This window comes from Aliivibrio salmonicida LFI1238 (assembly GCF_000196495.1).
GTDB classification, from domain to species: domain Bacteria; phylum Pseudomonadota; class Gammaproteobacteria; order Enterobacterales; family Vibrionaceae; genus Aliivibrio; species Aliivibrio salmonicida.
The window spans coordinates 2,929,313-2,942,609 of record NC_011312.1; the positions used below are offsets into that span (position 1 = coordinate 2,929,313).

Genomic DNA, 13,297 nt, shown 5'->3' on the forward strand with positions numbered 1-13,297 from the left:
AGGGCGTCATTCTATATTTTTATCATTATATAAACAATCAAGCCTTCTCAAAAAGAAGGCTTGATTTATAAATCTATCTAATTGAATTGTAAATGAATATTACACTCTAAGAGATTTTTCTCCTCGAGCAATACCAACAACACCACTTCTTGCCACTTCGATAACATCCGTCACTTCAGAAACCGCGGTAATAAACGCATCGAGTTTCTCTGATGTCCCTGTTAACTGAATGGTATATAAAGAACTGGTTACATCAACGATTTGTCCACGGAAAATATCAGCAGTACGCTTGACTTCTTCGCGTGCAAAACCGCTGGCTTTAACCTTAATAAGTAAAAGTTCTCGCTCTACATGGTCAGCGTCTGTGACTTCTTGTACTTTAATGACATCTATTAATTTATGTAATTGCTTCTGAATCTGTTCAAGCTCCATAGCATCACTTGCAGTCGTGATATTTAAGCGCGATAAGGTTCTATCTTCAGTTGGAGAAACCGTTAATGACTCAATATTATAACCTCGTTGAGAGAACAGACCTACAACACGAGATAACGCCCCTGACTCATTTTCTAATAGCAGTGATATTATATGTCTCATTACGTTCTCTCCGTCTTACTTAGCCACATCTTGTCCATTGCTTCCCCTTTAATTTGCATTGGGTAAACATGTTCCGTTTCGTCAACATTAATATCAACAAAGACCAGTCGATCCTTCATTGCTAATGCTTTTTCTAGACCAGATTCCAATTCATCAGGGTGATTAATTCGGATTCCAACGTGTCCATAAGCTTCTGCAATCGCTGCAAAATCAGGAACAGAGCTCATGTAAGAGTTTGAGTGTCTGCCTTGATAAATGATGTCCTGCCATTGTTTAACCATGCCTAAAAATCGGTTATTAATATTAATAATTTTTACCGGAATATCGTATTGAAGCGCCGTTGATAACTCTTGGATATTCATCTGAATACTGCCATCTCCGGTAACACACACAACAACGTCATCAGGATGCGTAAATTTAACCCCTAAAGCCGCAGGTAAACCAAAGCCCATTGTCCCCAAACCACCCGAATTTATCCAACGACGAGGTTTATCAAATGGATAATATAATGCCGCGAACATTTGATGCTGACCTACATCAGAAGCAACATAAGCATCACCATTGGTTAATTTATAGAGTGTTTCTATCACTTGTTGCGGTTTAATTTTATCCGGTAATTTTTTATACGCTAAACAATTACGAGCACGCCACCCTGCGATATCTTTCCACCATGCTTCCATCGCTTCGGCATCATTATGTCCATCTTGTTCATTCATTAATGACAGCATTGAGTCGAGGACAATATCAGCAGAACCAACAATAGGTAAATCCACTCGAACATTTTTAGAAATAGAAGAAGGGTCGATATCAATATGCATAATGGTTGCATCTGGACAATATTTTTCTAAGTTATTCGTCGTTCGATCATCGAATCTAACGCCAATACCAAAAATTAGATCTGCATTGTGCATTGTCATATTTGCTTCATACGTACCATGCATACCCAACATACCTAATGCATTCTTATGCGTACCAGGAAATGCTCCTAGCCCCATTAAGGTACTTATGACGGGTAAGTTTAACGCTTCAGCTAACGTTAATATTTGAGCATCTGCGGAAGAAATAATTGCACCACCACCAATATAAAGGACAGGCTTCTTAGCAGAAAGTAATGCTTTTAGCCCTTTTTTAATTTGCCCTTTATGGCCATTCATTGTGGGATTATAAGAACGTAACGAAACCGCTTCAGGATACTGATAAGGGAATGTAAATGCAGGGCTCATGACATCTTTAGGAATATCAATAACAACAGGGCCTGGTCGGCCTGTCGATGCAATATAAAATGCTTTTTTTATAATTTCAGGAATGTCTTCGGCTTTTTTAACTAAAAAACTATGCTTAACTATCGGGCGAGAGACGCCTACCATGTCGCACTCTTGAAAGGCATCAGTGCCAATCATGTTGTTTGGTACGTTGCCAGATAGCACAATCATTGGAATAGAATCCATATAGGCCGTTGCTATTCCTGTAATCGTGTTCGTTGCTCCCGGGCCTGAGCACACAAGAACCACGCCAGGTTTACCTGTTGCACGTGCATAACCATCAGCCATGTGTGTTGCTGCCTGCTCATGTCTCACTAATACATGTTGAATATCGTCGCTTTTCATATGCAACGCATCATAAATATCAAGAACAGAACCGCCAGGGTATCCGAATATGTGCTCTACACCTTCATCAATCAAAGACTGTACGATCATCTCTGAGCCAGATAACATTTCCATATTTATCTCCAGACGCTGAAAACCTCAAATAGAAGATTTGAATTATCTACAAATTATTGGTTTTACATAGTTAGGGCTTATTTTTAGCCTAAACCGAATTAATTAAATTAAATCCCTATGCATATGGCTATATGTGATAACAAAGTAAGCGTGCGGGGAACTACACCTTGTCTTTTACATTCCAAGGTAAAAGTGAATCGATAGCTGGCGATCCAACACATAAACGATCTAGACAATACCTAATATAATCGTAAGGGATTAATCCGTTTGCCTTTGCTGTTTCTACAATGCTGTAAAGCATTGCACTTGAATCTGCACCAGCCGTTGAACCCGAAAATAACCAGTTTTTCCGGCCGATAACAAACGGTTTAACCGCTCGCTCTGCTCGATTGTTATCAATAGATAACAATCCATCATCAATATAACGAACTAATTTATCCCATTGATTTAATGTATAGCTAATCGCCTCACCTAATTTTGTTTTAGGTGATACTCGACTAACTGCGCTATCAAGCCAATCACGGAGCTCTTTAAGTAAATCGCGGGCTTCTGTCTGCCGAGCAACATACTTGGCTTCAGGGGAAGCCTCTTTTAATAACGATTCGATCCGGTATAGCTTTTGGATTTTACTCAATACCCAATCTGCACTCCCTGTTTTCCCTTTTACTTGAACACGTTGAGCCTCAATAAATCGTCGACGTGCGTGTGCCCAACAGCCAACTAAAATCGCTTCAGTTTGTTCATAACCTTGGTAACCATCGGTATGTAAATACCCGTTATAACCTTTTAAAAAGTTAACTGGATGGTAGCCATGCCTGCTAGATTGATAATCATAAAGTACAATTCCAGGCAAAACACCAGAGCCTGGAGAATCATAGCCAGAGCAGTAGACCCACATATAACATTTTGCTTTTTCAACATCCAACACATTTACCGTTGTTTCATCACAATGCAGAGTGGGTTGTTCAAGCAAAATACGATGTAACTCGTTATTAAGAGGGGTAAATAGTACCGAGCATTTTATTAACCAATCCGCCATCGTTCGCCGTCCAATAATGATACCCCATTGCTGAAATAACGTTTCTTGACGATAAAGTGGAAGACTGTATTGAAATTTAGCCGTAATAATTTGAGCAAGTAAACTTGCGGTCGCAATCCCTTTAGGGATTGGTGACGCTGGCATTGGGGCTTGTTTAATGTCTACTGAAGTATTGTTTTTTTCACAATTTCGGCAAGCATATTTAGGACGAACATGTTGAATAACTTCCACTTTAGCTGGTACAAATTCCAACTTTTCACTGATGTCTTTACCCATCGCATGCATCTCTAGACCGCAACACTTACAAGTTTTATCTTTTATGTCGTGGATAATAACAGTACGCGGTAAGTCTTCAGGTAAGCGTTGGCGTTTTGGCTTTTGACGAGTGTAGGTAATCGTTTGTGTGTCATCATTTTCAATGATGATTTCTTCTTCTGTTTCATTGAATAAATCAAATTGAGTCGAGTCAGATTCACTGCTTTTACCAAAGCGCTGATGTTGAGCCAGTCGAAATTGCTCTAGAAGACGGTTATATTTATTTTCAAGCTGAAGCACAAGTGCTTTCAGCTCGTCAATGGTATCAGGAAGTGGTTTTATTTTATCAATCATGTAGATGACTATATAACGATAATACAGGTAATCAATCGGTTGCCTCCTATTCTTGACTGAGAATCAACTATTTAAAGGGTTGTTTGATAATGTACCGGTTGATGTCCTAAGATATCAAAACCTTGTAATAGCAGTGTCAGTTGCTGCTCTGATAATGCTAACGTATCGTTATTTATATTTCGTGGCCATTTGAAGCGGTCTTCATCTAATCGCTTGTACCATAAAGCGAATCCTGTTTTATCCCAATACAATATTTTGAGTTTATCACGAGGCTTATTGCAAAATATAAATAGAGCATCACTAAACGGTGATAGTTGCATTTCTTGCTCAACAATCACGACAAGGCCATTAATGGCCTTGCGAAAATCGACAAAATCACGATGAAGATAAATGGTGGAAACATCAGTAAATACATTCATGATTGATACCCTTTTAATAAGAGTCCTATCCAGTGAGGTTCAGTATTAGCTGGCAATGTTAATCGCAATTTTCCGATAGAAAGTTGAATATCTGGTAATTGTGGAGTGGCGATGATAGTTGATGTTAACGCTTCTACTTTCAAGAAAGTAGAAGCGTTAATCTTTTGTTTCCATCGTGCTTTACGTGCACTAAATGTCTTTGGCAGAATATTATGGTTACGACAAAATTCAGCGGCACTAAGCTTGCTAGATTGCTGAGATTCAAATAGAGCGTGCCATTGCTCTGGTGTTCTCTTTTTATCTTTTTGCATAATTACGTTCTCGTTAAATGAAAGATCGTAAGATACGCATAATGAATTTTATTTGTTAGGTGTAGTTCCCCGCACGCTTACAGAACTTTCAGTAATAATTGAATAAATATGTAAAAATAATGCATTTAATTCTTTATTTTTATCTGGAATTGCCGTAAGTTTGAATCATCAAGAAAAATACTGAATTAAATCAGACTTAATAGTTTCAAAAAGCAGTGAGCACTGTGCATTTAGGAGAAACACCATGGCATTATGGGGCGGACGTTTTAGTCAAGCAGCAGACACAAGATTTAAACAGTTTAACGATTCACTTCGTATTGATTATCGCCTTGCAGAACAAGACATTGTCGGCTCTATCGCATGGTCTAAAGCACTACTTTCTGTCAATGTTATTACAGAAATAGAACAACAAAAACTTGAATTAGCATTGAATGAATTGAAATTAGAAGTGATGGAAGATCCTGAACAGATCTTATTGTCAGACGCTGAAGATATTCATAGCTGGGTTGAGACACAGCTTATCGGTAAAGTGGGTGATTTAGGTAAAAAACTCCACACTGGTCGTTCTCGTAATGATCAAGTGGCGACAGATTTAAAATTGTGGTGTCGTCAACAAGGCCATCAACTGCTTCGCACATTAGATTTATTATTGAACCAACTCGTGAATGTAGCGAGTGAGCATCAGGCGACGGTGCTTCCTGGTTATACTCACCTACAACGTGCACAACCTGTGACATTTGCGCATTGGTGTTTGGCGTATGTTGAAATGATTGAGCGTGATTACTCTCGCCTTGAAGATGCGATTAAGCGTTTAGATACGTGTCCATTAGGATCAGGGGCTTTGGCTGGAACGGCTTATCCAATGGATCGTGAGAAATTGGCTCGTAATCTTGGTTTTCAAAGAGCAACACGTAATAGCTTAGACTCTGTATCGGATCGTGATCATGTGATGGAGTTAATGTCGATTGCTTCAATCTCTATGGTTCACCTTTCTCGTCTTGCCGAAGACATGATTTTTTATAACTCAGGTGAATCTAATTTCATTGAGTTAGCGGATACCGTGACGTCTGGTTCATCATTGATGCCACAGAAAAAGAACCCGGATGCCTTAGAGCTTATCCGTGGTAAATGTGGCCGTGTATATGGCGCATTGGCTGGTATGATGATGACAGTAAAAGCGTTGCCCTTAGCCTATAATAAAGACATGCAAGAAGACAAAGAAGGTTTGTTTGATGCATTAGACAGCTGGTCTGATTGTATTGAAATGGCTGCACTTTGCTTTGAAGGCATTAAAATAAATAAAGAACGTACTTTAGAAGCGGCGAAACAAGGGTATGCAAACTCAACCGAATTAGCCGATTATTTGGTAGCGAAAGGCATTCCATTCCGCGAAGCTCATCATATCGTTGGTGTTGCTGTGGTTAGTGCAATAGAAAAAGGCTGTGCATTAGAAGAGTTATCTATTGCAGAATTAAAAGTATTCTCTGATGTGATTGAAGACGATGTGTATGCAATTTTAACTATCGAATCTTGTCTTGCGAAACGTAATGCCCTAGGTGGTGTTGCTCCTGAACAGGTAGCTTATGCTGTTGAGCAAGCAGGTAAACGTTTAGAAGAGCGTGATTCGACAGGGGTTAAAGTTCGTCCTGCACGATTAACGGATTTAGATGCATTAGAAGGAATGGTCGCTTACTGGGCTGGTCTTGGAGAGAATTTACCACGTAGTCGTAATGAGTTGGTGCGTGATATTGGATCGTTTGCAGTATCAGAACATCATGGGGAAGTGACTGGGTGTGCCTCTTTGTATGTGTACGATTCTGGTTTAGCTGAAATTCGCTCATTAGGTGTTGAAGCGGGATGGCAGAGTCAAGGTCAAGGGAAAGCGATTGTTCAACACTTGGTAGAAAAAGCGCGTGAAATGGCGATTAATAAAGTGTTTGTATTAACTCGTGTGCCTGAATTCTTTATGAAACAAGATTTTATTCCAACATCTCGTTCGTTGTTACCAGAGAAAGTATTGAAAGATTGCGATCAGTGTCCTCGTCAACATGCGTGTGATGAAGTGGCATTAGAGGTGAATCTGCAAGAGCAAATTATTATCAAAACGAATGTGGCTTAACTGGCGTTGAATGGTAATGATCGGCACTGAGCTAAAAATACAGAATAAAGAGAAAAAGTGGTGAACTTTTTAATTAAAGACTAGTCTTATTAATACTGCTTTTTCTTAGATAGATTCTAAGAGGCCCTAATATCTTTATTGGTATTGGGGCTTTATTTTTTGTGCTTACCTTTAATATTTGATGATTTTATCAAACGATAATAGCCCATCGCTAATAAATGCAATGTCAGTAATCCGCTAAATGCAGCACTTACCATGAAAGTGGCAATGGCTTCGATTTGATAAGGTGTTGCTTGAAAAAACTCCAGCCATGTTAACCATCCGCCGATAGATAAAAAAGTAAGTTGTTTCATACAGCGAAAGCATCGGCCTAGTTTTTGTTTGAATATATCAGAGTGACAAAATTGGCAAGCCATGTTGATTCCATTTTAAATGACGAGTTATGGCCGTTATTTTAACGAGTGATGGGTAAGATAGAAATAAAAAAGGTCGATGTTTTCACATCGACCTTTTTTATTTTGTTTTTATGTTAGTTGCTGGTGATTAACAACCAGGACCACAATCCATACAATGTTTAATCATTTCAGGGCCTAAATGCAGTTTCGCATTTAAATCACGAAGTGCAGTACGAATACCTTCTTCGATTACTGGGTGATAAAATGGCATATCTAGCATTTCAGAAATAGTCATTTTATTTTGGTGTGCCCAAGCTAATAGGTGCGCTAAATGCTCTGCATTTGGTCCCATCATTTCAGCGCCTAAGAAACGCCCCGTTCCTTGTTCACCGTATACATGAAGAATTCCTTTGTTCCGCAGCATTACTCGTGAACGGCCTTGATTTTCAAAAGAAACCTCACCAGTTGCGAAACAACCACAAGTCCCTAAACGAGTTGTGATTTCTTTATAGCTTTCTCCAACCATTGCGATTTGTGGATCTGAGAATACCGCTGAGATTTTCGAGCGACGAAGGCCTGCGCGGATCTCTGGGAAACGTCCTGCATTATCACCAGCAATACGTGCTTGATCAGCGGCCTCGTGCAATAGGGGCAGTTGATTACTGGCATCACCAGCAATGAAGATGGTTGGTAATGATGTTTGTAATGTGTAGTGATCGGCTGTTGGTACACCGCGTTCGTCTAATTCAACCAATGTGTTTTCTAAGCCCAATTTGTCGGTGTTTGGACGACGACCGGTTGCTGCAAGTACATACTCAACTAGGATCGTTTCTTGTTCGCCTTGTTTATTGATGAATTTGATTTCAACTTTATCTTCATCATCATTAAGAGATATGCGTTTCATGCTCTCTATTTTCACATCGGCATCAAGGTAAAACTCTTCGTTGAAGGCCTTGTTTGCATAAGCCATTACTTCAGGATCTGTTACCGGACCGACTTGACCACCTAAACCAAAAAGCTTAGTTTCAACGCCTAAACGGTGAAGTGATTGTCCAAGTTCAAGACCAATAACGCCAGGACCAAATACGGCGACTGATGTCGGTAAATCATCCCAATCAAATACGTCATCATTGATGATAAGGCGATCACCTAATTCATTCCATACCGCAGGGTAAGCAGGGCGAGAGCCTGTTGCAATAACAATACGTTTTGCTGTAATGATCGTATGATCATCGACTTGCAATGTATTGTCGTTTAAAAATTTAGCGTAGCCAGAGATTTTATCTTCCGCTGGGATTTCATCAACGCCTTCTAAAACAAACCCAACAAAACGGTCACGTTCAAATTTAACACGGGCCATGACTTCGCGGCCGTTAATTACGATGTCACCTTGAGGGTGAATTCCGAACTGAGGTGCTTTTTCAATTTGGTGAACGCTTTCTGCCGCTGCAATTAACAGTTTTGATGGCATGCAACCAACACGAGCACAAGTGGTACCGTAAGGGCCGCCTTCGATCATGACAACACTGTCAGTATGTGCTTTTGCTGCACGGTAAGAGCCTAAACCTGCTGTACCACCACCGATAACAGCTACATCAACATTGACTTGTTTCATAATTCATATCTCACGTAGATTCATTTTAGAAGAAGTTTTGAAATGGCCCACGGTGTCGTGGGCCATTTTTATTCATTTTGAGCGAGAGATTAAGCTAGGAACACTTCAAGCTCTTCGCTACCACCAATGTGTTTGCCACCGATGAATACTTGAGGAACGGTAGTGCGACCAGTAATTGCACGTAGGCTTACTGTCGTTGCATCTTTACCCAGTACCACTTCTTCGTAGTTTAGGCCTTTATCAATCAAAGTTTGTTTGGCTTTCATACAGAAAGGACAACCAGGTTTTGTAAATACAGTGATTGATTCTTGCTCTTTGTGCTCAGGAGCAAGGTAGTTCAGCATCGTATCTGCATCAGAAACTTTGAACGGGTCACCCGGTACGTTTTCTTCGATGAACATTTTTTCAACGATGCCGTTTTTCACTAACATGCTGTAACGCCATGAACGCTTACCAAAACCAATGTCATTTTTCTCAACTAACATGCCCATACCATCGGTGAAATCGCCGTTACCATCTGGAATGAAGGTAATGTTTTCTGCTTCTTGGTCTGCTTTCCATGCGTTCATTACAAACGTATCGTTTACAGAGACACAAACGATTTCATCAACGCCGTTGTCTTTAAATACAGAATAAAGCTCGTTGTAACGAGGTAAGTGGCTTGAAGAACATGTTGGAGTAAATGCACCAGGAAGACTGAATACGATAACGGTTTTGTCTTTGAATAGTTCTTCTGTTGTTACGTTAACCCAAGCGTCACCTTTACGTGTTGGAAAAGTTACTTGAGGAACTGATTGGCCTTCTTTAGATGTAAACATAATGATGTCCTTTAATTTTTAAATAATTTTGAATTTCTTTTCGGGGTCTGCCCGGTTGATGTAGCTATTATGCAAAAGCCAGCTTGATAGTTCTAATCGTTTGGTGTTATCGTTTCAATCGTTAAAAGCTATCGAACTTATTGCCATCAATAAGATATAAGCTTTCAGGAGTGTAATACATGAATATCCGTGATTTTGAGTACTTGGTCGCACTTGCTGAGCATAAACATTTTCGTAAAGCTGCAGAGTCTTGTTTTGTTAGTCAACCAACGTTAAGTGGTCAAATCAAGAAGTTAGAAGAAGAAGTAGGATTGACGCTGCTAGAGAGAACCAGTCGTAAAGTATTGTTCACCGAAGCGGGCTTACAATTGGTCGATCAAGCAAAGCGTATTCTTATTGAAGTAAAGTTATTTTCAGAGCTTGCTAATCAGCAAGGTAAAGAGATGACAGGGCCATTACATTTAGGCTTTATCCCAACGGTAGGTCCTTATTTGTTGCCTTGGATCGTACCAACATTAAAAGCACAGTTTCCTGATTTGAATTTATATCTTCATGAAGCCCAGACACATCAATTGGTTAAAATGCTAGAAGAAGGCAAGATTGATTGTATGATTTTGGCCTCGGTTGATGAGACGAGTGGCTTTATTGAAGTGCCTGTCTATGATGAACCGATGGTGTTGGCTGTCCCTAAAGAGCATAAGTGGGCAGAAGAAAAGTCGATCGATATGTCTCGTCTTAATGGTGAATCCGTACTGATGCTTGGCGATGGACATTGTTTACGAGATCAAGCATTAGGTTTTTGCTTTGCGGCAGGCGCAAAAGACGACGATCACTTTAAAGCAACAAGCTTAGAAACGTTGCGAAATATGGTCGCCGCTGGAGGAGGGATAACATTGATGCCTTATCTTTCTGTGCCAAAAGAAAAAGAGCGTGATGGGGTGTGTTATTTGCCAGCGAAAGCGCCTGTACCGCATCGCCAAATTGTATTGGCTTATCGTCCGGGTTCACCCTTAAAGAGCCGCTATGAGGCATTAGCAAAAGAAATAGAAAGTAAAATGGCTGACGTTATCCATCAAACTGTTTTATAGATAAAATACGAATAAAAAAAGGGACGCTAAGTGAGCGTCCCTTGTTCTTTACTTTAAACTAAGTACTTAGAATAAGCTTTCGTCTTCTTCGCCGTCGCCATCAGCATCACCTGATGAATAGATAGTATCTTGGAAATCTTGTTTTACGTATTCAGTTGGCTCTGTACCTCCAGCAAAATATTCCCACATACTCGTTTCATCATTTTTATTACTTAATAGGCCGGTTTCACGGTCTATTTTTACTTTAATGATGTTGGCTGGAAGTCTTAAGTTTTCTTCAGGCACACCTTCTAAAGCAACCTTCATGAAATTAACCCAAGCGTAGATTGCTGTTTTACCGCCAGCTTCTCCGCCAGTTAGCATCTCATCTTTAGGCATGTTGTCATTTTTACTTGTGCTGCCTAAATGGTGTGATGGGTTATCAAAACCAACCCAAGCCGTTGCAACAACGTTTGGACCGTAACCGTTATACCATGCATCAACAGAGTCATTGGTTGTACCGGTTTTACCACCAATATCACGACGTTTCAGCACTTGTGCTCGCCAGCCTGTACCATTCCAACCGGTACCTTTGCTCCATACGCCACCACCCCAGATATTGCTATACATCATCTGTTTTGTGAGGAACGCATTTTGAGCTGAGATAACTTTTTTCGCATAAGGTGAGTTTTCATCATTTTGGTGATCGCACTCTTTTTGGCAGATAAGTTTTGGCGTTGCTTTGTAAACCTCATCGCCGTATGGGCTTTCAATATGGTCTATATAATAAGGTTCAACATAGTAACCATTATTAGCAAAGACTGAAAAGCCTTGTACCATTTGCACTGGGCTTAAACTGCCTGCACCAAGAGCAATGGTATCTGAGCGAGGTAACTCATCTTTCTTGAAACCAAAACGAGTAAGATAATCAATCGTTTCATCTAAGCCGACATCACGCAAAACGCGAACAGCCATTACATTTTTCGATTGAGCTAAACCAATACGTAAACGAGCAGGACCAATGTAGGTTGGTGGTGAGTTTTTAGGTCTCCACGCCGTACCTTGGCTTTCATCCCATGTATTGATCGGTGCATCGGTAATTAAGCTTGCGAGTGTTTTACCGTGATACAACGCCGCGGAATAAATAAATGGTTTAATACTCGAACCAACTTGACGAACAGATTGAGTCGCACGGTTAAATTTATTATGAACAAAGTTGAAACCACCAACCAGAGAGGTAATCGCTCCGTCATTAGGATCCATTGCAACAAATGCGGTATTCGCTGCAGGAACTTGGCTTAGTTTCCAGACGATAGTCGTAACGTCGTCTTTTGTTTCTTCGCTGAGAGGGCGAACGTAAATTTTCTCACCAACACTCAAAATATCAGAGGCACGACGAGGTGCAGAACCTTGGCGTTTATCTGTTTTGAAACGACGAGCCCATTTTAATCCATCCCAGGGAATGGTTGCTGTACCGTTATTTTTGATATTAACCGTGACTGTTTTTCCTTTCACTTGAGTCACAATTGCAGGCATTAACTCACCGTACGAAGGTTCTTTTTTCAAGTGTTTTGCCATCGCGTCTTCATTAAGCGGTGTGGCTTTCGGTTCCCAGACTGTTTTGACTGCACCACGGAAACCATGGCGTTCGTCATAAGCAAGTAAGTTATCGATGGATGCTTTATTTGCAGCGGCTTGCATTTTTGAATCAACAGTCGTGTAGATGTTCATACCTGATGTATAAGCCGCTTCTTCACCGTACTTATTCACCATCCATGCACGAGCTATTTCTGCAACATAAGGGGCTTGTAGTTTAATTTCTGCGCCGTGATATTTAGAAATAACCACTTCCGCTTTTGCGTCTTCAAATTCTTGTTTTGTGATATAGCCTTCATCGAGCATACGAGCCAATACGACATTTCGACGAGTCGTAGCACGGTCAACTGAATAAATAGGGTTCATCGTTGAAGGCGCTTTTGGTAAGCCAGCAATGATAGCGACTTCACCTAGCGTTAATTCGTTTACTTCTTTACCAAAATAAACATGAGCGGCAGCACCAACACCGTATGAACGGTAACCAAGGTAAATTTTATTTAAATAGAGTTCTAAAATTTCTTGTTTTGTTAGCAATTGCTCAATGTGAACCGCGATAAAAATCTCTTTGATTTTTCGCATGATTTTCTTCTCATTTGATAAGAAGAAATTACGCGCAAGTTGCTGAGTAATGGTACTCGCCCCTTGTTTTGCGGAACCTGAAGCAAGTACTGCAAATGCGGCACGAGTAATACCAATAGGATCAAAACCATAATGGCTATAGAAACGACTGTCTTCAGTTGCAATGATGGCCTCAAGTAAATGAGGGGGCATGTCTTCCAATTTTAAAGGAATACGGCGTTTTTCACCAAATTGAGCGATCAACTTTCCATCGCGGCTATAAACTTGCATTGGCGTTTGTAGCTGAACGTCTTTCAATGTCGCGACATCTGGTAATTCTGGTTTCACATATTGGTAAAAACCAAAAATTGTAGTGACCCCAATAATTATGCAAAAAAATGTAACTATGAGCAGTGCCTTTATGAACTTCACCTGA

General features: G+C 40.2%; 11 protein-coding genes. 2 read left to right on the forward strand and 9 right to left on the reverse strand.

The window, feature by feature from the left end; genetic code table 11:
- Nucleotides 1-99: 99 nt before the first annotated feature.
- The 5 genes from ilvN to tnpA all read right to left on the reverse strand — a co-directional run bounded on the left by ilvN (nucleotide 100) and on the right by tnpA (nucleotide 4,693).
- Entirely contained in the window at nucleotides 100-594 is a 495-nt protein-coding gene (gene ilvN, locus VSAL_RS14180) for an acetolactate synthase small subunit (RefSeq protein WP_012551156.1), read from the reverse strand.
- Entirely contained in the window at nucleotides 594-2,315 is a 1,722-nt protein-coding gene (locus VSAL_RS14185) for an acetolactate synthase 3 large subunit (protein WP_012551157.1), read from the reverse strand. Before VSAL_RS14185 ends, ilvN begins: the two co-directional genes overlap by 1 nt.
- 160 nt (nucleotides 2,316-2,475) lie before the next feature.
- On the reverse strand, nucleotides 2,476-3,963 hold the full coding sequence (locus tag VSAL_RS14190) for an IS66-like element ISVsa2 family transposase (RefSeq protein ID WP_012551158.1): 1,488 nt from the start codon (nucleotides 3,961-3,963) through the stop codon (nucleotides 2,476-2,478).
- Between the two features lie 71 nt (nucleotides 3,964-4,034).
- Complete coding sequence (gene tnpB, locus VSAL_RS14195; RefSeq protein WP_012548924.1) at nucleotides 4,035-4,382, reverse strand: IS66 family insertion sequence element accessory protein TnpB; 348 nt, start codon at nucleotides 4,380-4,382, stop codon at nucleotides 4,035-4,037.
- On the reverse strand, nucleotides 4,379-4,693 hold the full coding sequence (gene tnpA / locus VSAL_RS14200) for an IS66 family insertion sequence element accessory protein TnpA (RefSeq protein ID WP_012548925.1): 315 nt from the start codon (nucleotides 4,691-4,693) through the stop codon (nucleotides 4,379-4,381). Before tnpA ends, tnpB begins: the two co-directional genes overlap by 4 nt.
- Before the next feature lie 244 nt (nucleotides 4,694-4,937).
- Here tnpA and argH point away from each other — a divergent pair, with 244 nt between their 5' ends.
- Entirely contained in the window at nucleotides 4,938-6,812 is a 1,875-nt protein-coding gene (gene argH, locus VSAL_RS14205) for an argininosuccinate lyase (protein WP_012551159.1), read from the forward strand.
- 152 nt (nucleotides 6,813-6,964) lie between these two features.
- On the opposite strand, the gene VSAL_RS14210 is transcribed toward argH, so the two are convergent.
- The 3 genes from VSAL_RS14210 to VSAL_RS14220 form a co-directional block, all read right to left on the reverse strand.
- Nucleotides 6,965-7,228, reverse strand: a complete 264-nt coding sequence (locus VSAL_RS14210; RefSeq protein WP_012551160.1) for a DUF3624 domain-containing protein — start codon at nucleotides 7,226-7,228, stop codon at nucleotides 6,965-6,967.
- 127 nt (nucleotides 7,229-7,355) lie between these two features.
- On the reverse strand, nucleotides 7,356-8,822 hold the full coding sequence (locus tag VSAL_RS14215; RefSeq protein WP_012551161.1) for a dihydrolipoyl dehydrogenase: 1,467 nt from the start codon (nucleotides 8,820-8,822) through the stop codon (nucleotides 7,356-7,358).
- An 89-nt stretch (nucleotides 8,823-8,911) separates the two neighbouring features.
- A complete protein-coding gene (locus VSAL_RS14220) occupies nucleotides 8,912-9,640 on the reverse strand; it encodes a glutathione peroxidase (RefSeq protein ID WP_012551162.1) in 729 nt (242 codons plus the stop codon).
- 179 nt (nucleotides 9,641-9,819) lie between these two features.
- Between VSAL_RS14220 and oxyR the strand changes: the two genes are divergently transcribed.
- Nucleotides 9,820-10,728, forward strand: coding sequence for a DNA-binding transcriptional regulator OxyR (oxyR, locus tag VSAL_RS14225; RefSeq protein WP_012551163.1), 909 nt, complete (start codon nucleotides 9,820-9,822; stop codon nucleotides 10,726-10,728).
- 66 nt (nucleotides 10,729-10,794) lie between these two features.
- Here the strand turns inward: oxyR and VSAL_RS14230 are convergent, their stop codons facing one another.
- A complete protein-coding gene (locus VSAL_RS14230) occupies nucleotides 10,795-13,293 on the reverse strand; it encodes a penicillin-binding protein 1A (protein WP_012551164.1) in 2,499 nt (832 codons plus the stop codon).
- Nucleotides 13,294-13,297 lie beyond the last annotated feature (4 nt).

Coding starts and splice junctions, on each gene's coding strand:
- tnpB (WP_012548924.1), bottom strand. CDS start 4,382: ATGAATGTATTTACTGATGTTTCCACCATTTATCTTCATCGTGATTTT.
- VSAL_RS14215 (WP_012551161.1), bottom strand. CDS start 8,822: ATGAAACAAGTCAATGTTGATGTAGCTGTTATCGGTGGTGGTACAGCA.
- oxyR (WP_012551163.1), top strand. CDS start 9,820: ATGAATATCCGTGATTTTGAGTACTTGGTCGCACTTGCTGAGCATAAA.
- VSAL_RS14190 (WP_012551158.1), bottom strand. CDS start 3,963: ATGATTGATAAAATAAAACCACTTCCTGATACCATTGACGAGCTGAAA.
- tnpA (WP_012548925.1), bottom strand. CDS start 4,693: ATGCAAAAAGATAAAAAGAGAACACCAGAGCAATGGCACGCTCTATTT.
- VSAL_RS14220 (WP_012551162.1), bottom strand. CDS start 9,640: ATGTTTACATCTAAAGAAGGCCAATCAGTTCCTCAAGTAACTTTTCCA.
- VSAL_RS14210 (WP_012551160.1), bottom strand. CDS start 7,228: ATGGCTTGCCAATTTTGTCACTCTGATATATTCAAACAAAAACTAGGC.
- argH (WP_012551159.1), top strand. CDS start 4,938: ATGGCATTATGGGGCGGACGTTTTAGTCAAGCAGCAGACACAAGATTT.
- ilvN (WP_012551156.1), bottom strand. CDS start 594: ATGAGACATATAATATCACTGCTATTAGAAAATGAGTCAGGGGCGTTA.
- VSAL_RS14185 (WP_012551157.1), bottom strand. CDS start 2,315: ATGGAAATGTTATCTGGCTCAGAGATGATCGTACAGTCTTTGATTGAT.